Raw genomic sequence first — 21,640 nt, forward strand, 5'->3', positions numbered from 1 at the left:
GGATCACCTTTTTCTGTGAATTTTTCTATATATATACTCCATTAGCTTATGATATGCAAATTTCTTTAAGACAATCAAATAAAATGTCTTACTTTTTATAAAGCAGAAGACAACAAGTTTTTAGGCATCGATACATATAAATGTCTTAGAAGAGGGTAGGAAATGGGGTGAAAAGATGCTGCAGAAACTGCTTGAGACTCACTATGGGGTCAAGGCCGAGGAACAGCTAAAAATTGACCAGTTTGATGCGCTGAGAGGCAATGGCTGGCTTTACCTAATTGCGGCAATCCGCAATCGTGAAGAAGCCGATATTCAAGAATTGGGCAGCATTGCCGAGCATTTAAGGAAATTCGGAGACAAGAGTGTCCCGATGTTTTTGCCGACGAAGGATGGTTCATACATCGCCACCTGGGAGCAAAATAAATATTGTGTTCTTGCCAATCGGCAGCTGGAACAGCAACAGCGAAAAACAAAGATCGGCAGAAAACTGGCAAAGTTTCATGAGCGCGGCAGAAGAGTGCCATTTCAAATTCAGCGGTCAAGCCGGATCGGCCAATGGAAGGGAATCTGGGAAAAGCGGCTGGAGCAAATGGAGCGGGAGTGGAACCGTCTTCTGTTTCAAACGCCGGAGGATGAGTTTGAAAAAATGTTTGTCGATTCATTTCCTTATTACATGGGGTTGACAGAGAATGCGATTCAATACTTGGTCGATACGGAAATCGATGATTCGCCGCTAGAGACTGACAGCGGGACCGTTTGCCACGAACGGTTTACGGAGGTGACTTGGGGCAGCCGCTATTTCAAAAATCCATTTGACTGGGTTTTCGACCACCGGAGCCGTGATTTGGCCGAATGGACGAGGGAACGGTATTTTCGCAATAACCAGACCTATGATGTTGAGGTGAAGCAATTTTTCGCTGAGTATCAAAGCGTTGTTCCGTTATCTCCTTTTTCCTGGCGGCTATTGTATGCCCGCCTGGTTTTCCCGCTCCATTATTTCGAATGTGTGGAAAATTACTACATTACCCGCTCCGAACAGGAAAAAAAGCTGATGGAGGAGCAACTGGCGAAAATATTGCGCCAATCACCAGAGTATGAACGTTTTCTAGCTGGCTTCTTTCAAATTTCTGGAGCGCCGATTAACCGGGTAAACCTTCCTCAGCTTGAATGGCTGTTTATTTAATTTATGTTAAACTAAAAAGCGAGGAAACAGGTTGAGGAAAGGGATGCGGTAATGAAACCATATGTTTTTATAACAAGGAAACTACCAGAGGAAGCCATTAAACCATTATTTGAAAAATTCGAAGTGCATATGTGGGAACACGAAGCCATTTCTGTTCCCCGTGATGTGCTGCTGGAGGAAGCCGCCAAGGCGGATGCGCTGTTTACGATGTTGACTGAGGCTATTGATGAGGAACTTTTAACGGCAGGGAAAAACTTGAAGGTCATCGCCAACATGGCGGTTGGTTATGACAATGTCGATGTGGCCGCGGCTACTAGGAAGGGAATTGCAATTTGCAATACGCCCGAAGTATTGACGGATGCGACGGCCGATCTGACTTTTGGCTTGCTGATGACTGCGGCCCGGCGGATTGTGGAGGCGGCGGAGCTGGTTAAACAGGGAAACTGGCAAAACTGGAGCCCATTATTCCTGGCTGGCAAGGATGTCCATCATAAAACAATTGGGATAGTGGGAATGGGGAAAATTGGCGAAACGGTAGCGAAACGGGCTACTGGCTTTGACATGAACATTCTTTACTACAACCGAACGAGAAAGCCCGAGGCGGAAGAGAAGTTGGGAGCGGTGTATGTTTCATTTGATAAACTCCTTGCTGAGTCCGATTATGTTGTCTGCTTGACTCCTTTAACTCCGGAGACTAGAGGCATGTTTTCCCGTGAGGCTTTTCAAAAAATGAAATCGTCAGCAATTTTCGTTAATGCAGCAAGGGGAGCAGTTGTTGACGAAACGGCATTATATGAGGCATTAGTTGCGGGGGAGATCGCCGGTGCCGGCCTGGATGTGTTTGAAAGAGAGCCGATTGGGGCGGATCATCCGCTTCTTACGCTTCCGAATGTCGTTGCCTTGCCACATATCGGCAGCGCCACCCTCGATGCCAGAACAGACATGATGCAGCTGTGTGTCGAGAACATTGAAGCGATTTTGGAGGGAAGGTCACCGAAAACGCTTGTGAATAGAGAATGGTTGACGAGGGTGGGGTCATGAATCGAGCCTGCGCAACTATTGAGCAAGGCTGTGCGACAATTGAGCAAGGCTGAAGGACAATTGGCGATATTTAAACGACAATTATGCTCAACCCCAACAAAAAAGCGATTGCTTCTTCATCCAGCAATCGCTTTTCCTATGATGTTATTAAAAAACCTGCTCTACTTCAACAACGCCAGGAACTTCTTCCAACAGTGCGCGTTCGATACCTGCTTTTAGTGTGATGGTCGAGCTTGGGCAAGAACCGCAAGCACCCAGCAAACGAAGTTTTACAATACCGTCCTCCACATCGACTAATTCGCAATCTCCGCCATCGCGAAGAAGAAACGGACGTAATTTATCTAATACTTCCTGTACTTGTTCAAACATTACTTGTTCTGACATTATGATCGACTCCTTTCCTACTTACATTATACTGAGGTCAATAGTAAAAATCCATTATCAGAATTTGGGGAAACGCACAAAAAGCATTTTCATCGTTTTTATCATTTGGATAGTATAAAATAAAAGAAAACAGTAAGGAAGGGTAGCTATGGAATTTACCAAAGTGGAAATTGTCCTTTACGGTGCCGAGCAATTATGCCCGAGCTGCGTGAATTTGCCTTCATCCAAAGAAACCTTTGAGTGGCTGGAAGCGGCCATCGCCAGAAAGTTTCCCGATCAGCCGTTTAAAATGACCTATGTTGATATTTTCCTGCCCCCGGAAGAGACCGAGAAATCCAAGTTTGCCAGACGTGTGATCGAGGAAGATATGTTTTATCCGGTCGTCGTCATTAAGGATAAGGTGGTAGGCGAAGGAAACCCGCGGCTAAAAACAATTTATGCCGAGCTTGAGAAATATGGATATAAAGGAGCCTAAAAAATAGACTGACCCTTTAAATCGGGCTCAGTCTATTTTTTGCTTAACATTCCTCAGGAGTACCTGTCGCTGTTGCGGTTCTGAAAGAAGATCCGCAGCCGCAAGATGCAATCGCATTCGGATTATCAATCGTAAATCCGCCGCCCATCATCGATTGCTTATAATCAATTTTAGTGCCGTTTAAAATTGGTGCACTTTCTTTATCGACAAGAACTTTAATGCCAAACTGCTCGAACTGGTGGTCATCCTCGCCCGCTTCATGGTCGAAGCCCATTCCATATGACAGGCCGCTACAGCCGCCGCCCTTTACGCTGACGCGTAAGAACGCACCTTCTTCTTCATTGTGCTTCATCATATCTTTAATTTGCAACGAGGCCGCTTCTGTTAAAATGACGAAATCCTGACTCATGAGAAATCCCCTCCTTCAAAAATTTGAGGCTTTTATCATTAGTATAAACTCATGTTAGAAACTACTCAACCTATTCGACTTCTATGAATAGGGTATGCCATATAGTTGAAAAAGGGAGCGGCAAACGCTCCCTTTAAATTTAGAACATTGGATTCTCTTCCAAATACTGATAAATATTTTCGACCAGTTCATCTGCTGTTTTTCCGGTGACAACCTCACCGTTGACTAGAGCATAAAGAGTGGTTGCGCATTTACCGCAATAGCCGAGACATCCATATTCAATAATATCCAAATTAGGATCTTTTTCTAATTTTTCAAGTGCTGCTTGTCCGCCATTGGCAAGATTGCTGACACAAAATTCTATGATCGGCTGAATCATTGCTCTCACCTCTCCACTATTTACTTATCCTACTCCTTTTGAATAGCTTCGTCAAATACCATGTTTATGGCAGTTCTGTCAAGGGCACGGATATATATGTTGTTATTTTGCCATATTTTCGATATACTCTAATTTGTGTGAAAAAACTGGACAACTATAGATGTATCAACAATATTTTCAAACTTTAAACAAGCATACATACCAAGAATAGTTTTTTCAAAGGGGATAATTAGCATGAAAAATCTAGTGATTCTCGGCGGTGGATATGGCGGGATGAAGATAATGAGCGAACTTCTGCCCAATGACTTGCCTGAGGACGTAACGATTACACTTGTGGACCGGGTTCCCTATCATTGTTTGAAAACGGAGTTTTATGCACTTGCCGCAGGGACGATTTCTGACATTGAAGTCAGGGTCGCGTTCCCTGAGCATCCACGGGTACGGTTTCAGTATGGGGAAATAATAGGGGTTGACACAGATGCAAAAAAGGTACTGCTAAAAGATAAAGAACCGATTGTTTATGATGACCTTGTTATCGGCTTGGGCTGTGAGGATAAATACCATGGAGTGCCCGGTGCCCACCAATTTACTTACAGCATTCAGAGTATCGCAAATTCCCGAGCCACCTATTCCGCATTGAATAATCTTCCGCCGGGATCCGTAGTCGGCATTGTTGGGGCTGGCCTCAGCGGTGTGGAACTAGCCAGTGAATTAAGCGAAAGCCGGGAGGATCTGAAGGTAAAATTATTTGATCGCGGCAAGCATATCCTTTCCGCTTTCCCGGACCGCTTAAGCAAGTATGTGGAAGAATGGTTTAACAGTCATAATGTCGAAGTCATCAATAATGCCAATATCACCAGGGTGGAAGAAAATACTCTATATAATCATGACCAACCGATTTATTGTGATGTAATTGTCTGGACTGCAGGGATTCAAGCGAATAAGCTTGTCCGCGAGATGGAAGGGGAGAAGGATCATTCGGGCAGGCTGCTGCTAACACCGCATCACCACTTGCCGCATGATGAAAATATCTTTGTCGTCGGTGACTGCGCGAGCCTGCCGCATGCCCCAAGCGCGCAACTGGCAGAAGGGCAAGCGGTTCAAATTGTCGAGGTGCTGAAGAAACGGTGGGCCGGCGAAAAACTGCCGGAAGCCTTCCCGCAGATCAAGTTAAAAGGCGTGCTCGGTTCACTTGGGAAAAAGCATGGATTTGCTATGGTGGCAGATTTGCCGGTTACAGGTCGAGTCGCTCGTCTCATCAAATCCGGTGTGCTGTGGATGTATAAGTTTCATAATGGTTAATAACACAAATAAAGAGGCGTCCTGCTTTGAGTGACGCCTTTATTTTACCTATTAAATTACTTGTCAAACATAGATGAACTATGTAAAGGTTGGATTTTTGCTTTTGGATCCATGAACGCTTTTGCATTGTTAACAGCAGTTGGCGCTTCACCGAAACCGCAGGCGATTAGTTTCACTTTGCCTTCATAGGTACAAATGTCACCGGCAGCATAAATTCCCGGTATATTCGTTTCCATTTTGGAGTTAACCTTAATCGAGTTCTTTTCGATTTCCAGTCCCCATTCTTTAATTGGTCCAAGGGACGAAACGAAACCATAGTTACAAATGACGGCATCAACGTCGATTGTTACTTTTTCTTCCCCATTTACGGAAGCAATGACAACTTGCTTAATTCCGTTTTCATCGCCAATCAATTCAGCTGGAACATACGGTGTTTTCACATTCACCTTGGAATTAAACAGATTTTCAACACTATGTTCATGGGCACGGAATTTGTCACGGCGGTGAACAATGGAAACCTGCTCGGCAATTGGCTCAAGCATTAATGCCCAGTCAACGGCAGAATCTCCCCCGCCGAATACAACTACTTTTTGACCGGCAAATTGATTGAGATCATCAATGAAGTAGTATAAATTTTTTCTTTCGTATTGGACAGCGCTTTCAAGTTCTAAACGGCGAGGCTGGAATGCACCGTTCCCGGCTGTAATAATAACAGTTTTTGTAAAATGAACTTCTTTATTGGTGGTAAGCTTAAATGTGCCATCTTCCTGCTTTTCCACTTTTTCAACAGATTGCTCCAAAGCAACGGTCGGTTCGAATTTTGCCATTTGTTCTTTTAAATTATTGATTAATTCCTGTGCACGGACTTTTGGAAACCCGGCTACATCATAAATATATTTTTCCGGATAAAGTGCTGATAATTGGCCGCCCAACTGAGGCAAGCTTTCAATTATTTTTACTGACGCTTGTCTCATTCCTCCATAAAAGGCGGTAAATAAACCGACGGGACCTCCGCCGATGATGGTAATGTCATAAACTTTTGGCTCTTGCACACCGTACCCCCCCAACTTGTAGTAACAACTCCATTCATTATAATATCACAAAATATGAAAATCCTCACATTTTTCTGGAAAAAACAAGTCCTTCAATGAATAACAAAAATTTTTAGACTTGAAATAATTAACATGATATTTTTGGTAACTATATTGGTTAAATTGCTTGATATTCCGGAAGAAGTAGCATAATATGTATTGTGGATATATTGTTAAGTTTTTGTGACAAAACTAGCACAATTTATGTTTGTTTTTTCACAAAATAACGGCGATGTTGGAAGGCAAATTAACTTTCCAATTAGCTGCTTTATTTTATCTTCGTTCGTGAATTATATCACATACTTTTTTGTTTCATAAAAAATAATAATCATCAAAGCTGAGGAAGATAAAAGAAATAGAAAAAATAAAAGGGTGGAAGTGATCAAGATGAGAAAGCCAAAAATTGTTATTCTCGGTGCTGGATATGGCGGATTGATGACAACTGTTCGTTTACAAAAACATCTTGGCGTGAACGAAGCCGATATCGTTCTGGTTAATAAACACGATTATCATTACGAAACTACTTGGCTGCATGAAGCTTCAGCGGGTACGCTGCACCATGACAAAGTCCGTTATGATATACGGGATGTCATTGACCGCAGCAAGGTTGACTTTGTTCAAGCGAATGTTGAACAAATTGACAAGGAAAACAAAAAGATTATCTTGGATAATGGTGAGCTAGATTATGATTATCTTGTCATTGCTCTAGGAGGCGAGCCGGAAACCTTCGGCATTAAAGGGTTAAAGGAATATGCGTTCGGAATTGTCAATGTCAACTCTTCACGGTTATTGCGTGAGCATATTGAATACCAATTTGCAACGTACAGCACGGAAGAAGAAAAGAATGATAACCGTTTGACGATTGTTGTCGGCGGTGCCGGGTTTACAGGAGTTGAGTTTCTTGGCGAACTGACCAACCGGATTCCAGAATTATGCCATGAATATGATGTGGATTCCCATAAAGTAAAAATTATCTGTGTGGAGGCAGCCCCGACCGTTCTTCCTGGGTTCGATCAGGAATTGGTCGATTACGCTGTTTCACAATTAGAAAGAAAAGGCGTCGAGTTTAGGATTGGAACTGCCATCAAAGAATGTACTCCTGATGGAATTATCGTTGCCAAAGGTGAGGAAGAGCCTTATGAAATCAAGGCAGGTACAGTTGTCTGGGCTGCGGGTGTCCGCGGGAACTCCGTCATTGAAAAATCAGGCTTTGAGGCGATGCGGGGACGCGTAAAAGTGCAACCAGATCTTCGTGCGCCGGGCTATGAGGATGTATTTATTATTGGCGACAGCTCTTTGGTAATCAATGAAGAAATCAATCGTCCATACCCGCCAACTGCGCAAATTGCCATGCAGCAGGGAGAACTAACAGCCCGCAATCTTGCAGCCTTGATCCGTAACAAACAAGATCTTGAAGAATTTAAGTTCGATAATAAAGGGACTGTTTGTTCGTTAGGTGAACATGATGCGATTGGGGTTGTCTTCGGCAAGAAATTAACCGGAACCAGTGCATCCTTCATGAAAAAAGTCGTGGATAACCGCTCTTTATTCATGATTGGCGGCGCCGGTCTCGTATTGAAAAAAGGAAAGTTTAATGTATTTTAATGGAAGAAAGGACAGGTTTTTGCCTGTCCTTTTTAATTTATCTGTAAACATTTTTTAAATTTTTTGAAAATTTGAGTAACAATTCGAAAATGTAAGAAAATTTAACTTGTATCCGCTTTCTTGTGTCATTTTGCGCGATTTTCGCTCTTTTCATTTTTTGAAATTATTGATATATTATCAGAAAATTAAGTTAATTAATTAAGGAGTTGAGAGAGATGACAGTAAAAAGCGTAGATACAAAAAATTGTTATTATTGCTCGGGGAACGGTTATTTCCAATTAGTGCTAGGTGGATCGGAAACCTGTGCGTGCTGTGGCGGCACCGGGAAGAAAAAGGACTGATTTAATAGTGTTTTTATTGACTCCCTCTTTCACATTAAGTACACTAAATGTTGATGTGAAGGGGGAATTTCAATGCAGATGAGCATTGTTGTCTTGATTATATCGATGCTATTATTTTTTGTATTATTTTTTGGAATCGGTTTTATTTTGAATATGCTGCTTCGGATGTCCTGGATTATGTCGTTCGTTTATCCGATTGTGGCAATTCTAATTATCGACAGGGTTCAATTTGTTGAATATTTTACTGATAGCGGGGCTGCTTTTCAGGATCTGGGCATCCGGATTACCTCGCTCGCGACAGCTGATATCCTGATTCTATCAAGTGGTCTGGCCGGAGCGGTTGCCGCCGGATTTACCATAAAACTGTTACGAAAAAGTGGATACCAAATGTTTTAAGATCCTTAGCGATGGCTAGAGGGTCTTTTTTTGCCATAACTGATAGGTTTGATACCTGGAAATTTTTTTCACTCCTTTTTTGAATATTTCATTGCATCTTGGGAATGAATATTTTGGGAGGAGTGAAAAAATAAAATGCATAAAATGAAAAATTGGACGAAGCGTTTTATAATGACATGCCTTTTCCTATTGGCTTTAATCGTTACGTTCCAATCTATTACGGGAATTAAGGCCCAAACGTTTGTCACAGCACTGGCAAATACAATTGCCCAAAGCGAGCCTGCATCCGGGTCAGCACCTACTTTAGAAAATTCTGTAGACTGGTCAAAATATCCGAAACATACCGTAACAGCTACCGGTTATACTGCTGGAGCAGAATCAACCGGCAAAAATCAGGGACATCCCGAGTATGGTATTACTTTTTCAGGTGTAAAAGTAAAGCGTGATTTATTTTCAACAATTGCCGCCGATTTAACGGTGTATCCAATCGGCACCATCTTGTTTATCCCGGGGTATGGTTATGGGGTTGTGGCCGATAAAGGCGGGGCCATTAAGGGAAATAAACTGGACCTATATTATGAGACGGTAGAGGATGTTTACCGGAACTGGGGCAAAAAGACGGTTGATGTTTATTTAGTGCAAAAAGGCGATGGCAGATTGACCGAGGAACAGCTTCAAGCGCTAAATGAAGACAAATCCCTGCAGGTTTTCCGCCAGCAATTTATAACTTCAGAAAAGAAATGACAGGCCGCGAGCCTGTTTTTTGTTTATAAATTTCATTACAATAGTAGTAAAAACTAAAGGGGAAGCTGGATATGGATTACCCAATGGAATACTATGAGTTTTTTGTCAGCTTTAACGAAGGCGACTACTATACCTGTCACGATTTGCTTGAGGAAATGTGGATGACCGACAAGGATAATCTTTTTTTAAAAGGGCTATTGCAGATGAGTGTGGCGATTTATCATTATGAGTATGGCAATGTAAAAGGCGCCAGAATGATGATGTTTACGGCTTATAACTATCTGCAGGCCTATCGCCCGAAGTATTGGGGCCTTGATTTGGAAAAGGTCTACCCGTTTATTGAAAAATGTTTGATGACAATTCCTCTCGATATCGACCGAGTGCCGTTTGAGCAGGTGAATGAACTTCCAAAGCTGCCGGAATTAGTCCTGTATCTGGAGGATGATTAGATAGTCGAAATATTTTTGCGTTTTCGCTATAATTAAACTCGTAAAAATTTGGAGGTGTGGGCAACAATGTTTCAGGTGAAAAATGGTTGGGAACTTACACAGAAACATGAAGGACTGGTGGTTGGACTTTTTGACAAGCCTGAGAAATTTGGCAGGCAGCTTGCCAAGCTGGATGAGCAGTTTTCAGGACAGCTGACAGAACTCGTCAAAGCTGGTGATATATCGGCAAAATTAAATGCAATTAATAAGGTACATAGTTTTGGGAAAATCGGAGCCAAGCGGATTTGGTTTGTCGGACTTGGCAAGGAAAAGGAGTTTACCTTTCACAAGCTCGAAAAAGCGTTAGGCAAACTGTTTAAAGAAATCAAAGGAAGCAAGGTTACGGAAGCTGCCGTTTATTTGGATTCCTTCCTAACTGATCAAGTAGATGGCTTGGATGCCGCCCATGCTGTTAGTGAGGCGTTGTTGCTTGCAACATACCAATTTGATGGTTATCGGCAGAAGTCAAATGAACCGGAACGGAAGCTGGAGATACTGACTGTTTATTGCGATACTGTTCCTGAAGACGAGGTTGCTGCCTCGCTTACGGTTGGATATGCATTTGGAAAAGGCACCAATTCGGCACGTACGCTCGTTAACACACCTGGAAATATGCTGACTGCAACAGATATGGCCAATTATGCGGTTGAGCTGGCCGGGAAGTATGACTTTGAAGTGGAAATTCTCGATAAAGCGGACATTGAAAAATTGGGAATGGGTGCATTTCTTGCGGTAAACCAAGGTTCAACCGAACCGCCGAAAATGATTGTCTTGAAATACCAGGGCAAGGATGAGTGGAAGGATGTCATCGGTTTGGTAGGCAAAGGGATTACGTTTGATACCGGGGGCTATTCGATTAAAACGAAAACAGGCATTGTCGGTATGAAAACCGATATGGGCGGTGCTGCCGCTGTTCTTGGCGCGATGGAAATCATCGGAGAAACGCGACCGGAGCAGAATGTCGTTGCCGTCATTCCTTCAACTGATAATATGATTAGCGGACATGCGTTCAAGCCGGATGATGTGGTTGCCTCGATGAGTGGCAAAACAATTGAAGTATTAAACACTGATGCTGAAGGCCGTCTCGTGCTGGCAGATGCTGTCACCTATGCCAAGCATCATGGCGCCGAATATTTAGTCGATGTTGCTACCCTGACTGGTGGCGTAATTACCGCGCTTGGGGTTAATACAACCGGGGCAATGACGAATAACGAGCCGCTTTATGAGCAGGTATTGGAGGCTGCCCATGAGGCTGGAGAGCAGATGTGGCAATTGCCGTTATTTGAAAGCGAGAAAGAGCGAGTCCGCACCAGTAAGGTGGCTGATTTGAATAACTCTCCTGGCAGCGAGGGGCATGCGATTGTTGCGGGTGCATTTATTGGTGAGTTTGCCGAGAGTACCCCTTGGGTGCATTTGGATATTGCCGGGACTGCAACTTCTTCCAAAGCACACGACCTTGGCCCGGCGGGAGCAACCGGGGTCATGACTCGCACCCTAGCTTTGTTTGTGGAACGGTTTGAGCCAATTGAAAAGTGATAAATAACTTCTTAGGCTAAGCCCGCCCACTCCAAACACCCCCTTTTCGCATATGAAATAGTGTAGGTAATTAGCATAGAAAGGGAGGTAGGGCCTTTATGTATCCCTATTATCGAAGCCCATACCCTGTGGCAGATCAAAGATTTATCGGAGGTTGGGGATTGGGCTTGCCGCTGGCAATTGGCGGACTTGGCTTTTTAGGCGGATTAATCGGCGGGGGTCTAGGTGCGTCTTTAGCTTTACGCCCTCCATTTGGAGGGTTCGGATATGGCGGTTACGGCTTTGGGGCTCCAGGGTTCGGATATCCCGGCTACGGCTTTGGGGCTCCAGGATTCGGAGCACCGGGATTTGGAGCGCCATATTATTACTGAACACAGAAAAAGCAGCTCATGCAGGGCTGTTTTTTCTATAGGCAAACATTTTTTTAAAAAGCAAAAAGGAAAATTCTGAAAATAATCGAATACAATTACTATAATACATATGGAGGGGAAATCATGATTGAAAACACATTGATTCATGCATTGGGAATTGAAATAACCTATTTTGAAAAAGGGAAAGTAGTGGCAACCATGCCGGTGGATGAGCGGACGCGTCAGCCATACGGAATTCTTCATGGCGGCGCATCCGTTGCACTCGCGGAAACAGTGGCGAGTATGGGGGCATTTGAACTAGTTGACAAGGAGACAGAAATTGTCGCCGGACTCGAAATAAATGCAAACCATGTCCGCCCTAAAAGTGAAGGAGTCGTTACTGCCGTAGGAACTGTACTCCACCAGGGCAAAACGACACAGGTTTGGGATATAAAGATTACGGATGAGCAGGATCGCCTGATTTGCATTTCGAGATGTACAATGGCAGTCATAAAAAAGAAAAATTAACCCGAAAGGAGGTGGATGAATTTCCCTCCTCCTTTTTGGCTATATTGTGAAAAAATTTAAAAAATTTACTTGAAATTCGTGTTATAATGTAAGGAATAAGCACAATTTTTTGTACAGGTTTCTCTATATAATGTAATAAACTTACTCTAAGGAAAGGTGGTGAATCTGGGGATGGCAAAGCGGCAGCATTTATTTATTGATTTTGAGTTTACGATGCCGGAACGAAATGGCCGAATGAAAGATTTTTTTGCGGAAATTATCGAGGTAGGGATTGTTGCGGTCGTTGATGACGTGGTGACGGAGCAGTTTTCCTCCTTTGTGACTCCGCTTAAGTTCCCAAAATTATCCGAACGTTGTAAGTCATTCTTACATATTTCCCAGCAGCAAGTGGACATGGGACTGTCATTTTTTGAATTTATTCGAAAGCTAGAAGAATTTAATAAACCAATTCTTGATACCACCATCGTTACCTGGGGAAATATGGACATGAAGGTGCTGCGCCAAAATTGTCTGGCTGCAGGGACAGCATTTCCGTTTAACGCAAAAGAATTGGACCTCTCGATGGAATATAAACGGTTTTTCGGTGACCAGAATCAAACAGGTCTTTGGAAAGCGGTCCAAGAATATGGCAAAGAAGGAACCGGACGGCACCACCGGGCCCTCGATGATGCCTTGACTACCTACAATATATTCAAACTGGTGGAAAAGGATAAACGCTACTTGGAGAAACCAAAGCCAACTACAATTGGTGATCGGGTTGATTTTTCAAAGTTATTAAATGAATTCGCTTAAAAGGCCAAATACCGAACCGGATTTGGCCTAAACAATTTATTGGCGAAAATAATCCTTTTCTAATGAAGCCAAACAGTTTAAGCTCATCTCCGCCCATTTCGTGTCCATTTCCGTCAGTTCCTTTTTCATTTTCTCTACAGCTTCACGCAGCGATTGTAAATAATCCGGGATTTCTCCATCATATGGCTTGACCATTTGCTTTGGAACATTTGCCTGCTCCCTGAAACTTAGCGCTTTTCGTTCATGAAAAATCAAAACATCGGCATCCTTGGGATTATGCAGGTCCCCTTGCATGGGATGCTTGGCAACCGCCAATACTCTTACCAAGTAAGCTTGAGGGCGAATATCGGTAATTTCCCCAACATATTTCCCCGTTTTATAAATTCCTGTTACTTTATCTCCTAATTGCAATTCCGTCAAAATCAACACTCCTAACGATATCTTTAATTCCATTTTAGTAGAAAGTAGGATAAATTAAAAACATAGTGCAAAATTTTTCTATTACATTAAAGTGAAAAAATGGAGGGAAGATAAATGAGAAAGAGTTTGCAAATGTTATTTATGTCACTATCAATTGTTCTGGTTTTGGCGGCATGCGGTACTGCCGACAAGAACGATGCACCGAAGCAGCAAAGCGCTCCGTCTAAAACAGAACAAAAGGAAGGAGACCAGCAAGTGGCAAATTCGGTTTATCCGCAGCTTACTACTGAGGTAGCTGAGAATGAGCGGCTAGTGGAAATGGAAACATCAATGGGGAATATCAAAATTAAGCTGTTTCCGGAAGCTGCACCAAAGGCAGTCGAAAACTTTATTAAACACAGTGAGGACGGTTATTACGACGGACTGATTTTTCACAGGGTTATCAAGGACTTCATGATCCAGGGTGGCGACCCTAACGGCAATGGGACCGGCGGCGAAAGCATTTGGGGTGCCCCGTTTGAGGATGAGTTTTCGAAGAATCTAATCAATCTCCGCGGAGCCTTGTCAATGGCCAATTCCGGTGAAAACACAAATGGCAGCCAATTTTTTATCGTCCAAAGCAGTAAGCTTGACCCGTCGCTAAAGTCACAAATGGAAAAAATCGATTATTATACAAAAGAGATCATCGCGGCCTATGAAGAAAGAGGCGGCACGCCTTGGCTTGACCAACGCCATACTGTGTTTGGACAAGTCATTGAAGGAATGGACGTTGTTGACAAGATTGCTGATACACCTGTAGATGGGAAGGACAAGCCTGAGACCGATGTCATCATTAAAAAGATAAACGTGTTAAAATAATTGGTCCCAACCCATTTTTATTGCTATAATTTCTTTAGAGCACGTCTCTAAAGAAAGGAAAGATATCCATGTTTCAATCCTTCATCCTGTCATTATTCTTATACTTTCCGGAGGATAAGTCCGAATATTTTCCTGCCGCCATCAGCTTTACGATTTTCTTTATTGCCTGCATTTTTACGATGCGGTTTATCATCAAGATTTCGAAACGGGAAGCGGAAAAAGCAAAAGAACTTGAAGAACGAATTGAACAAAACGAAGCCACGCAAAAGAACAGTTAATAATACTGTCCTCAGATTGTCGAGAAAGGGTATATTTCTCGGCAATTTTTTTATTGGAAAATGAATTGCTAATTTTATTTAAATTGCCCTGCTAAGGGGCCTGTTGATTTCCGCTCCAGGTGCTTCGCTTTCCGCGGGCGGTTCGGGAAGCCTCCTCAGCGCGTTCCTCGCCTGCGGGGTCTCCCTTGTACCGTACTCCCGCAGGACACTGAATTACTTCCTCGAATCCGCTCACGCACGGTTTTTTGTTGACTTCGGTCGATAAGAACCTTTTTTAAACGACCGGCGCGCAGTTTTTTGAGTGGCTTCGGTCGATAAGAACCACTTTAAACGACCGGCGCGCAGTTTTTTGAGTGGCTTCGGTCGATAAGAACCACTTTAAACGACCGGCGCGCAGTTTTTTGAGTGGCTTCGGTCGATAAGAACCACATTAAACGACCGGCGCGCAGTTTTTTGAGTGGCTTCGGTCGATAAGAACCACTTTAAACGACCGACGCGCGGTTTTTTGAATGGCTTCGGTCGATAAGAACCTCTTTAAACGACCGGCGCGCAGTTTTTTGAGTGGCTTCGGTCGATAAGAACCTCTTTAAACGACCGACGCGCGGTTTTTTGAATGGCTTCGGTCGATAAGAACCTCTTTAAACGACCGACGCGCGGTTTTTTGAATGGTCTTGGTCGATAAGAACCACTTTAAACGACCGACGCGCGGTTTTTTGAATGGCTTCGGTCGATAAGAACCTCTTTAAACGACCGACGCGCTTTTTTTGAATGGCCTCGGTCGATTAAGATCTTTTTATAGGGCCTCGATTTCTATGATGGCCATTAGTCTCCGAATAGTCACCATCTCGGTTGTTCATACTAATCGCAAATTGTTTATTGCGGGGGGATAGTGATGAACAAAGTCTGGTTGATTGCCTTGTTGTTGTTTCTATCGGGCTGTATGGAAAAGACCATTACAAAAATAGATGTTGAAATGTACAATGATGTCGGTGATTCGCTTGGGAAAATTGCAATGCAGGAGCTGTCAAGCGGGGTCCAATTAAAGGTGAATCTTAAAGGGCTTCCTTCCGGTGAACATGCGATACATATTCATGAAAAAGGTAAATGCACACCACCTGATTTTAAATCCGCCGGGAATCATTTTAATCCGGAGCAAAAGGAACATGGGCTGCTTCACCCAAAGGGGGCCCATGCCGGGGATTTGCCGAATCTAATCGTTGAGGATGATGGGTCTGTAAAGGCGGAACTTTTGGCCTCAAATGTCACCTTAAAGGATGGGATGAAGTCATTATTCCAAAAGGACGGCACTTCCATTGTCATTGACGAAGGAATAGACGATGGCATGACCCAGCCTTCAGGAAATTCAGGAAAACGCATTGCCTGTGGAGAAATAAAAAAGTAGTAAGGTTAGGCTATTCCTGCAGAGGATTAGCCCTTTTTTCTGTTTTATAGGTATCAATCTATGCTCATCCCAAAAAATGTACATACACTACCATGAGACTTAATAGGAGGGATTATTAATGGAAAAAAGACAATTCGGCACTCCTGCAGGGATGATGCCGCAAATGGGCTATCCACACATGGGCGGCTATCCGCAAATGGGCGGCTACCCGCAAATGGGAGGTTACCCGCATATGGGAGGATACCCTCACATGGGGGGGTACCAGCAATATCCGCATATGGGGGGCTACGGGCAGTATGGCTATCCACACATGGGCGGTTTCCAGCAGGGCTACCCTGGCCAAATGATGAGTCCATTTATGGGACAGCGGAAAAAGGATAAGAAATAAACAGAAATCATAATCCGGGTACAGAATCTGCCTGTTCCTCTTATTGAGGGGCAGGCTTTTAAGCTTGATTTCTTTTGCTTTTTTAACGAAAATGAGGGTAGGAAACTAAGATTGGAGAAAAAATATGTTGAATTCCAAATTATATTACAGGGACCCATACATAAAATCATTTGATGCTGAAGTATTAAAGCAGGAAAAAGATCAAGAAGGCAACTGGTATGTAGTATTAAATCAAACTGCCTTTTATCCAACCGGAGGCGGTCAGCCATTCGATACAGGAACGATCGCCGGTCAAAAGGTTATCAATGTTGAAGAAATCGACGGAGAAATAAGGCATTATCTTAATGCACCCCTGTCCGAGACAAGCGGCCGGGTTGAGGGGGAAATTGATTGGCACCGCCGTTTTGATCATATGCAGCAGCACCTCGGCCAGCATATTTTATCTGCTGCTTTTGAGCAATTGTATGATTTCGAAACCATTGGCTTTCATTTGGGCAATGAGATTGTTACGATTGACTTAGAAACCGAAGCGCTGACACAAACGGAAATTGAAAGAGTCGAGACGCTTGCCAACCAAGCTATTTTGGAAAATAGGCCAATCGAAGTGAAATGGGTGACACAAGAGGAATTGACCCAATATCCGTTGCGCAAGGAGACAAAGGTCAAGGAGAATATCCGGCTTGTCATAATCCCTGATTTTGACTATAACGGCTGCGGCGGAACCCACCCGAAAGCGACTGGCGAGGTCCGTGCGCTTAAAATCCTTGATTGGGAGCGCCAAAAGAAAAAGGTGAGGCTGCAATTTATTTGTGGTGACCGCGTAATTAATCAGTTGGGCCAGAAGCAAAAGGTTTTGCTCCAACTGACCAAGCTTCTTAATGCTCCGGAGCAGGAAATGGAGCAGGTTGTTGTAAGGCTGCTGGAACAACGTAAGGTTATGGACAAGTCGGTTGAACAGCTCAAAGAGGAACTTCTCGAATACGAGGCGAAGGAACTAATCGAAAAACATCAGGCGGCAAGTGCCGTCAGCGAAGTGTTTCAGAATCGTTCGATACAGGAGCTGCAAAAGCTTGCCCGCATGATAATTGGAAAGAATGAAAATACAGCAGCCCTGCTTGTATCACAGCAGGACGACAGATTACAACTTGTATGCGCCAGGGGTTCCGCAAGAACGGAAAATATGAGGGGCTTGGCCCAATCTGCCTTCTCGCTGATTAATGGGAAAGGCGGCGGCAATGATTCCTTTGCACAGGGCGGCGGACCTGCACAAATTTCCGGTTCCGAGCTGCTTCAGTACTTAACACAGTCGTTGATGGCAAATCAGGAAGTCTCTCGTTAATCTGGAAGGATGAGCTTTCTTTTTGGGCAAATACTAAAGTTGAAAAGTGTTATCATTTTATAGTAAAAATATAATCGCTTATAATTATGTTTTATGTAGAATTTTTAGCACCTAGAAGGGATGATAGAATTGAAAAAACAACAGGTAGGTGTAGTCGGAGTCGGCGTCATGGGCCGGAGCCTGGCGTTGAATTTTGAAAGCAAAGGCTTTTCTGTGGCGGTATATGACCTCTCCGCAGAAAAAGTGAATGAAATCTTAGAGCACCATCACGAGAAAAATATTGTTGGTACAGCCAATATTGCAGAGTTTATCCAGTCGCTGGAGACGCCCCGGAAGATTTTATTAATGGTCAATGCGGGCCCAATAACCGATAAGGCAATTGAATCGCTGCTGCCCCACTTAGATCATGGCGACATCCTGATTGATGGAGGAAACAGCTATTACAAAGATACAATCCGCCGCAATGCAGAGCTTGCACATAAAGGAATTTTGTTTATTGGTGCCGGCGTTTCCGGAGGGGAAGAAGGGGCGCTTACCGGACCGGCGATTATGCCGAGTGGACAGAAAGAAGCATATGAGCATGTCGGTCCGCTGCTGACGGCGATTTCTGCCAAGGTAAACGGCGAACCATGCTGTACATATATTGGGCCAAATGGTGCCGGGCATTATGTGAAAATGGTGCATAACGGCATTGAATACGGCGATATGCAGTTGATTTGCGAGTCATACCATTTAATGAAATCACTGCTCGGGCTATCGGCACAAGAGCTTCATGAGGTTTTTAACGACTGGAACCAAGGCGAGCTGGATAGCTATTTGATTGAAATTACCGCTGATATTTTTTCAAAAATCGATGAGGAAACAGGCAAGCCATTGGTTGATGTTATCCTAGATACGGCCGGCCAAAAGGGAACAGGCAAATGGACCAGCCAAAGTGCGCTTGACCTTGGGGTACCGTTATCGATGATTACTGAATCTGTATTCTCGCGCTTCTTATCTGCAATGAAGGCGGAACGGGTGAAAGCAAGTGAGGTCTTAAAGGGTCCGAGCGAGAATAAATCCATTGGAAACAAATCGGAGTTTATTGAATTAATCCGCAAAGCCTTATACTTTAGCAAAATTATTTCCTATGCCCAAGGCTTCACTCAATTTAAGGTCGCATCCCGTGAATACGAGTGGGATTTAAAGCCGGGTGAAATTGCGAAGATTTTCCGGGGTGGCTGCATTATCCGGGCAGGCTTCCTCCAGAATATTATGGATGCCTATGACCGTAATCCTGATTTGGATAATTTGCTGCTCGACAGCTATTTCCAATCGGTGACAGCGGACTACCAGGATGCCGCAAGGGAAGTGGTTGCTACTGCTGTTAAAGCCGGTATTCCGGTTCCGGGAATATCAAGTGCCTTGGCTTATTATGACAGCTACCGGTCTGCGGTGCTGCCGGCCAATCTGCTTCAAGCACAGCGCGACTATTTCGGCGCTCATACGTACCAGCGCATTGATAAGGAAGGTACCTTCCATACAGAATGGCTGGAAAAATAAATGATAAGAGCCCGCACATTACGATGCGGGTTCTTCTATTGAAGCATTTATTTTAAAGCCTTTTTTAGGCGATTCATGCCTTCGATTACATCAGCCTTCGGGCAGGCAATGTTCACCCGAACAAATCCTTCTCCGCCTGGCCCGTACTTAGGTCCCGGCTCTAGTACGAGCTTGCCTTTTTGGATCAGCGCATCCTGCAATTGCTGGTCTGTCAATCCGAGCTTGCGGCAATCAAGCCAAAGCAAATAGGTCCCTTCCGATTCGATAGAGGTGATTTCCGGCAGATGCTCTTGGATAAAAGACAAACAATAGTCTTTGTTTTCCTGCAAATAATCAATTAGCTCGTCCAACCAAGCTTCTCCGTCACGATAGGCCGCTTCCATCCCAGTGATGCCCAACGCACTTAATGAAAAAAATCCTTGACGATTTAAGGTGGCATTAAACTGCTTCCTTAATGCATCGTTTTTAATCACCACAGCAGAAGCCTGCAAGCCGGCAAGATTAAAGGTTTTGCTTGGCGCAATAAAAGTAATGGTTTTCTCCGATAATTCCTCATTTAACGATGCAATTGGAATATGCTTGTATTGTTTATAAATAAGGTCGGAATGAATCTCGTCGGAAAGGATCAAGCAATCATATTGCAAGCATAATTCCCCGATTTTTTGAAGCTCCTCTTTGGTCCATACCCGTCCGGCCGGATTATGCGGACTGCATAGCAAGAACAGTTTACAGCCCTCCTTTAAGGCATTCTCAAAACTTTCAAAATCAATCTTGTATCTGTTTCCTTCGAGTACAAGCGGTGAATTGACAACAACCCGGTTATTCTTCTCAATCATATTGAAAAAAGGTGTGTAAACGGGGGATTGCAGCAATACCCTGTCTCCTTCTTTCGTAAATGACTGAATCGCCGTGCTGATGGCCTGAACAACCCCGCCGCAATAGGTGAGCCATGACGGCTGGATAGTCCATTGGTGCCGCTTATCAAGCCAGTCTGCAATCGCCTTTGCCGCCGTGTCGGGAACGAAGGTATAGCCAAAAACAGAATGTTCAACCCGCTTTTGTAACGCATCAAGGACGGCATGAGGCGGCTTGAAGTCCATATCTGCCACCCACATCGGCCACAAATCCGCTTCGCCAAAGATTTGCTTAGTTAGCTCCCATTTGACGGAAGCGGTATTGATACGGTTAATCCTTTCATCAAACATAGACATTAATGCTCCACCACCTGTTAAATTTAATCGTGCTTATCTATTATGATAAAATATTTTCTGCAATTCGGAAAATAATAGGAGCTATATATTTCAATAAAAAAAAGCGGAACTGCCATCACGGCGGTCCGCTCAAAAAGGGGGGAATACTAGAAAGCTTATGTCTTCAGGTTATCCAGATTTTTCCCCTTCTATACTTTGGAAAAATAAAAAAGCGGATCATTTTTCCGCTTTTGTCATGATTAATCTTGTGAAGGTACTGCAGGTTGTTTAGCTAATAGCTCAGCAGCAGGTATATCTAAAACAGTAGACAATTTTAGAATGGTTTGAGTGCTGGGAATTTGTTCCCCAGATTCATACTTTTCAATCGTATGTGTTCCTACCCTAACCTTTTGGGCCAGTTCTTCCTTGGTCAGATTCTGCTGTTCACGCGCATCTTTAATCGTTTGACCAATCGATTTCATCCTGTCCACCTCTTCCAGAAAAGATAGTTTCTCACTATTATTTTATCATGGAAAGTTATTATTTTTACATTCTCAAAATTGAACATTATGTTAAGTTTTTTCGACATGTTGTTATTTTTATCATCTTAGGCTGCTTCTATTTTTGATTCCAATCACACTTTGTGGTATAATTTTATAATGCGTATAAAAGGGTATAAATTTATTTACTTAGGAGTGTTTTCATGACAGAAAAAATCGAAACTGGAAGTATATTAACGGGTAAGGTTACAGGAATTCAACCATATGGAGCGTTCGTCGCATTGGACGGAAATACACAAGGTCTTGTTCATATTTCGGAAATTACGCACGGATATGTAAAGGATATTAATGACCATCTTAAGGTGGGCGACGAGGTACAGGTGAAGGTTTTATCAGTTGATGAAGCTGCCGGAAAAATCGGCCTGTCCATTAAGGCAACAGAAGAGCCGCCAGCACAACAAGTGGTGAAGGCGAAGCGCCCAAGAAAGCGCCAGGCTGCTGCTATCGTTCCAGAAATTGAGGGCCAGCAAGGTTTTAACACCTTAAAGGATAAACTTCAAGAATGGATTGACCAGTCACAGCGTGAAGATTTAATAAAAAAATAATACATTTTGCCCACAGCCTGGACCCTGCATATATAATAAGGGACCAGGCTTTTTTTGGCTAATAAGAAAGTATA

The 21,640-nt window shown here is 43.5% G+C and carries 27 protein-coding genes; 20 read left to right on the forward strand and 7 right to left on the reverse strand.

The window, feature by feature from the left end; genetic code table 11:
• Positions 1 to 175 precede the first annotated feature (175 nt).
• Positions 176 to 1,183: a spore coat putative kinase YutH gene (yutH, locus tag M3234_RS13100; protein WP_262305139.1), complete on the forward strand. Its 1,008-nt coding sequence runs from the start codon at positions 176 to 178 to the stop codon at positions 1,181 to 1,183.
• A gap of 51 nt (positions 1,184 to 1,234) precedes the next feature.
• Positions 1,235 to 2,224: a 2-hydroxyacid dehydrogenase gene (locus M3234_RS13105; protein WP_262305140.1), complete on the forward strand. Its 990-nt coding sequence runs from the start codon at positions 1,235 to 1,237 to the stop codon at positions 2,222 to 2,224.
• A 147-nt stretch (positions 2,225 to 2,371) separates the two neighbouring features.
• Here M3234_RS13105 and M3234_RS13110 read toward each other — a convergent pair whose 3' ends face one another.
• A complete protein-coding gene (locus M3234_RS13110) occupies positions 2,372 to 2,608 on the reverse strand; it encodes a NifU family protein (protein ID WP_066314247.1) in 237 nt (78 codons plus the stop codon).
• Positions 2,609 to 2,756: 148 nt separating this feature from the next.
• Between M3234_RS13110 and M3234_RS13115 the strand changes: the two genes are divergently transcribed.
• Positions 2,757 to 3,083, forward strand: a complete 327-nt coding sequence (locus tag M3234_RS13115) for a YuzD family protein (protein ID WP_262305141.1) — start codon at positions 2,757 to 2,759, stop codon at positions 3,081 to 3,083.
• 43 nt (positions 3,084 to 3,126) lie between these two features.
• On the opposite strand, the gene M3234_RS13120 is transcribed toward M3234_RS13115, so the two are convergent.
• On the reverse strand, positions 3,127 to 3,492 hold the full coding sequence (locus tag M3234_RS13120; protein WP_262305142.1) for a HesB/IscA family protein: 366 nt from the start codon (positions 3,490 to 3,492) through the stop codon (positions 3,127 to 3,129).
• Between the two features lie 139 nt (positions 3,493 to 3,631).
• Positions 3,632 to 3,871, reverse strand: coding sequence for a YuzB family protein (locus tag M3234_RS13125; protein ID WP_262305143.1), 240 nt, complete (start codon positions 3,869 to 3,871; stop codon positions 3,632 to 3,634).
• 234 nt (positions 3,872 to 4,105) lie between these two features.
• Between M3234_RS13125 and M3234_RS13130 the strand changes: the two genes are divergently transcribed.
• Complete coding sequence (locus tag M3234_RS13130) at positions 4,106 to 5,173, forward strand: NAD(P)/FAD-dependent oxidoreductase (RefSeq protein ID WP_262305144.1); 1,068 nt, start codon at positions 4,106 to 4,108, stop codon at positions 5,171 to 5,173.
• Positions 5,174 to 5,229: 56 nt separating this feature from the next.
• Here the strand turns inward: M3234_RS13130 and M3234_RS13135 are convergent, their stop codons facing one another.
• On the reverse strand, positions 5,230 to 6,225 hold the full coding sequence (locus M3234_RS13135; RefSeq protein ID WP_262305145.1) for an NAD(P)/FAD-dependent oxidoreductase: 996 nt from the start codon (positions 6,223 to 6,225) through the stop codon (positions 5,230 to 5,232).
• A gap of 426 nt (positions 6,226 to 6,651) precedes the next feature.
• On the opposite strand from M3234_RS13135, the gene M3234_RS13140 reads away from it, so the two are divergent.
• The 9 genes from M3234_RS13140 to kapD all read left to right on the forward strand — a co-directional run bounded on the left by M3234_RS13140 (position 6,652) and on the right by kapD (position 13,044).
• Positions 6,652 to 7,869, forward strand: a complete 1,218-nt coding sequence (locus M3234_RS13140) for an NAD(P)/FAD-dependent oxidoreductase (protein ID WP_262305146.1) — start codon at positions 6,652 to 6,654, stop codon at positions 7,867 to 7,869.
• Between the two features lie 215 nt (positions 7,870 to 8,084).
• Entirely contained in the window at positions 8,085 to 8,210 is a 126-nt protein-coding gene (locus tag M3234_RS13145) for a YuiA family protein (protein ID WP_262305147.1), read from the forward strand.
• A gap of 72 nt (positions 8,211 to 8,282) precedes the next feature.
• Positions 8,283 to 8,606 carry a YuiB family protein gene (locus M3234_RS13150; protein WP_262305148.1) on the forward strand — a complete coding sequence of 108 codons (324 nt, stop codon included), beginning with the start codon at positions 8,283 to 8,285 and terminating at the stop codon, positions 8,604 to 8,606.
• A 135-nt stretch (positions 8,607 to 8,741) separates the two neighbouring features.
• A complete protein-coding gene (locus M3234_RS13155) occupies positions 8,742 to 9,350 on the forward strand; it encodes a 3D domain-containing protein (protein WP_262305149.1) in 609 nt (202 codons plus the stop codon).
• Between the two features lie 71 nt (positions 9,351 to 9,421).
• Positions 9,422 to 9,799 carry a DUF309 domain-containing protein gene (locus tag M3234_RS13160; RefSeq protein WP_066314217.1) on the forward strand — a complete coding sequence of 126 codons (378 nt, stop codon included), beginning with the start codon at positions 9,422 to 9,424 and terminating at the stop codon, positions 9,797 to 9,799.
• 66 nt (positions 9,800 to 9,865) lie between these two features.
• Positions 9,866 to 11,374: a leucyl aminopeptidase gene (locus tag M3234_RS13165; protein WP_262305150.1), complete on the forward strand. Its 1,509-nt coding sequence runs from the start codon at positions 9,866 to 9,868 to the stop codon at positions 11,372 to 11,374.
• Positions 11,375 to 11,472: 98 nt separating this feature from the next.
• Complete coding sequence (locus M3234_RS13170) at positions 11,473 to 11,745, forward strand: hypothetical protein (RefSeq protein ID WP_262305151.1); 273 nt, start codon at positions 11,473 to 11,475, stop codon at positions 11,743 to 11,745.
• A 123-nt stretch (positions 11,746 to 11,868) separates the two neighbouring features.
• On the forward strand, positions 11,869 to 12,252 hold the full coding sequence (locus M3234_RS13175) for a hotdog fold thioesterase (RefSeq protein ID WP_262305152.1): 384 nt from the start codon (positions 11,869 to 11,871) through the stop codon (positions 12,250 to 12,252).
• A gap of 171 nt (positions 12,253 to 12,423) precedes the next feature.
• Entirely contained in the window at positions 12,424 to 13,044 is a 621-nt protein-coding gene (gene kapD / locus M3234_RS13180; RefSeq protein ID WP_262305153.1) for a 3'-5' exonuclease KapD, read from the forward strand.
• A 36-nt stretch (positions 13,045 to 13,080) separates the two neighbouring features.
• On the opposite strand, the gene kapB is transcribed toward kapD, so the two are convergent.
• On the reverse strand, positions 13,081 to 13,464 hold the full coding sequence (gene kapB, locus M3234_RS13185) for a kinase-associated lipoprotein KapB (RefSeq protein ID WP_285858442.1): 384 nt from the start codon (positions 13,462 to 13,464) through the stop codon (positions 13,081 to 13,083).
• Positions 13,465 to 13,578: 114 nt separating this feature from the next.
• Here kapB and M3234_RS13190 point away from each other — a divergent pair, with 114 nt between their 5' ends.
• The 6 genes from M3234_RS13190 (at position 13,579) to gndA (ending at position 19,271) form a co-directional block, all read left to right on the forward strand.
• Positions 13,579 to 14,322, forward strand: coding sequence for a peptidylprolyl isomerase (locus M3234_RS13190; protein WP_262305155.1), 744 nt, complete (start codon positions 13,579 to 13,581; stop codon positions 14,320 to 14,322).
• Positions 14,323 to 14,390: 68 nt separating this feature from the next.
• Complete coding sequence (locus tag M3234_RS13195) at positions 14,391 to 14,600, forward strand: hypothetical protein (protein ID WP_262305156.1); 210 nt, start codon at positions 14,391 to 14,393, stop codon at positions 14,598 to 14,600.
• An 892-nt stretch (positions 14,601 to 15,492) separates the two neighbouring features.
• Entirely contained in the window at positions 15,493 to 16,002 is a 510-nt protein-coding gene (locus tag M3234_RS13200; RefSeq protein ID WP_262305157.1) for a superoxide dismutase family protein, read from the forward strand.
• A gap of 118 nt (positions 16,003 to 16,120) precedes the next feature.
• Positions 16,121 to 16,390 carry a hypothetical protein gene (locus M3234_RS13205; protein WP_262305158.1) on the forward strand — a complete coding sequence of 90 codons (270 nt, stop codon included), beginning with the start codon at positions 16,121 to 16,123 and terminating at the stop codon, positions 16,388 to 16,390.
• 124 nt (positions 16,391 to 16,514) lie between these two features.
• Entirely contained in the window at positions 16,515 to 17,729 is a 1,215-nt protein-coding gene (locus M3234_RS13210) for an alanyl-tRNA editing protein (protein WP_262305159.1), read from the forward strand.
• A 129-nt stretch (positions 17,730 to 17,858) separates the two neighbouring features.
• Positions 17,859 to 19,271 carry an NADP-dependent phosphogluconate dehydrogenase gene (gene gndA, locus M3234_RS13215; protein WP_262305160.1) on the forward strand — a complete coding sequence of 471 codons (1,413 nt, stop codon included), beginning with the start codon at positions 17,859 to 17,861 and terminating at the stop codon, positions 19,269 to 19,271.
• A 47-nt stretch (positions 19,272 to 19,318) separates the two neighbouring features.
• Here gndA and M3234_RS13220 read toward each other — a convergent pair whose 3' ends face one another.
• Together M3234_RS13220 and M3234_RS13225 are read right to left on the reverse strand one after the other, a co-directional pair.
• Entirely contained in the window at positions 19,319 to 20,482 is a 1,164-nt protein-coding gene (locus M3234_RS13220; RefSeq protein WP_262305161.1) for a MalY/PatB family protein, read from the reverse strand.
• 239 nt (positions 20,483 to 20,721) lie between these two features.
• Positions 20,722 to 20,943: a helix-turn-helix domain-containing protein gene (locus M3234_RS13225; protein ID WP_262305162.1), complete on the reverse strand. Its 222-nt coding sequence runs from the start codon at positions 20,941 to 20,943 to the stop codon at positions 20,722 to 20,724.
• Positions 20,944 to 21,164: 221 nt separating this feature from the next.
• Between M3234_RS13225 and yugI the strand changes: the two genes are divergently transcribed.
• Positions 21,165 to 21,566: a S1 domain-containing post-transcriptional regulator GSP13 gene (yugI, locus tag M3234_RS13230; protein WP_262305163.1), complete on the forward strand. Its 402-nt coding sequence runs from the start codon at positions 21,165 to 21,167 to the stop codon at positions 21,564 to 21,566.
• Positions 21,567 to 21,640: the final 74 nt, after the last annotated feature.

It is taken from the genome of Neobacillus niacini, from assembly GCF_023715785.1.
Lineage (GTDB): Bacteria > Bacillota > Bacilli > Bacillales > Cytobacillaceae > Neobacillus > Neobacillus niacini_E.

Coding starts and splice junctions, on each gene's coding strand:
- yutH (WP_262305139.1), top strand. CDS start 176: ATGCTGCAGAAACTGCTTGAGACTCACTATGGGGTCAAGGCCGAGGAA.
- M3234_RS13105 (WP_262305140.1), top strand. CDS start 1,235: ATGAAACCATATGTTTTTATAACAAGGAAACTACCAGAGGAAGCCATT.
- M3234_RS13110 (WP_066314247.1), bottom strand. CDS start 2,608: ATGTCAGAACAAGTAATGTTTGAACAAGTACAGGAAGTATTAGATAAA.
- M3234_RS13115 (WP_262305141.1), top strand. CDS start 2,757: ATGGAATTTACCAAAGTGGAAATTGTCCTTTACGGTGCCGAGCAATTA.
- M3234_RS13120 (WP_262305142.1), bottom strand. CDS start 3,492: ATGAGTCAGGATTTCGTCATTTTAACAGAAGCGGCCTCGTTGCAAATT.
- M3234_RS13125 (WP_262305143.1), bottom strand. CDS start 3,871: ATGATTCAGCCGATCATAGAATTTTGTGTCAGCAATCTTGCCAATGGC.
- M3234_RS13130 (WP_262305144.1), top strand. CDS start 4,106: ATGAAAAATCTAGTGATTCTCGGCGGTGGATATGGCGGGATGAAGATA.
- M3234_RS13140 (WP_262305146.1), top strand. CDS start 6,652: ATGAGAAAGCCAAAAATTGTTATTCTCGGTGCTGGATATGGCGGATTG.
- M3234_RS13145 (WP_262305147.1), top strand. CDS start 8,085: ATGACAGTAAAAAGCGTAGATACAAAAAATTGTTATTATTGCTCGGGG.
- M3234_RS13150 (WP_262305148.1), top strand. CDS start 8,283: ATGCAGATGAGCATTGTTGTCTTGATTATATCGATGCTATTATTTTTT.
- M3234_RS13155 (WP_262305149.1), top strand. CDS start 8,742: ATGCATAAAATGAAAAATTGGACGAAGCGTTTTATAATGACATGCCTT.
- M3234_RS13160 (WP_066314217.1), top strand. CDS start 9,422: ATGGATTACCCAATGGAATACTATGAGTTTTTTGTCAGCTTTAACGAA.
- M3234_RS13165 (WP_262305150.1), top strand. CDS start 9,866: ATGTTTCAGGTGAAAAATGGTTGGGAACTTACACAGAAACATGAAGGA.
- M3234_RS13170 (WP_262305151.1), top strand. CDS start 11,473: ATGTATCCCTATTATCGAAGCCCATACCCTGTGGCAGATCAAAGATTT.
- M3234_RS13175 (WP_262305152.1), top strand. CDS start 11,869: ATGATTGAAAACACATTGATTCATGCATTGGGAATTGAAATAACCTAT.
- kapD (WP_262305153.1), top strand. CDS start 12,424: ATGGCAAAGCGGCAGCATTTATTTATTGATTTTGAGTTTACGATGCCG.
- M3234_RS13190 (WP_262305155.1), top strand. CDS start 13,579: ATGAGAAAGAGTTTGCAAATGTTATTTATGTCACTATCAATTGTTCTG.
- M3234_RS13195 (WP_262305156.1), top strand. CDS start 14,391: ATGTTTCAATCCTTCATCCTGTCATTATTCTTATACTTTCCGGAGGAT.
- M3234_RS13200 (WP_262305157.1), top strand. CDS start 15,493: ATGAACAAAGTCTGGTTGATTGCCTTGTTGTTGTTTCTATCGGGCTGT.
- M3234_RS13205 (WP_262305158.1), top strand. CDS start 16,121: ATGGAAAAAAGACAATTCGGCACTCCTGCAGGGATGATGCCGCAAATG.
- M3234_RS13210 (WP_262305159.1), top strand. CDS start 16,515: ATGTTGAATTCCAAATTATATTACAGGGACCCATACATAAAATCATTT.
- M3234_RS13220 (WP_262305161.1), bottom strand. CDS start 20,482: ATGTCTATGTTTGATGAAAGGATTAACCGTATCAATACCGCTTCCGTC.
- M3234_RS13225 (WP_262305162.1), bottom strand. CDS start 20,943: ATGAAATCGATTGGTCAAACGATTAAAGATGCGCGTGAACAGCAGAAT.
- yugI (WP_262305163.1), top strand. CDS start 21,165: ATGACAGAAAAAATCGAAACTGGAAGTATATTAACGGGTAAGGTTACA.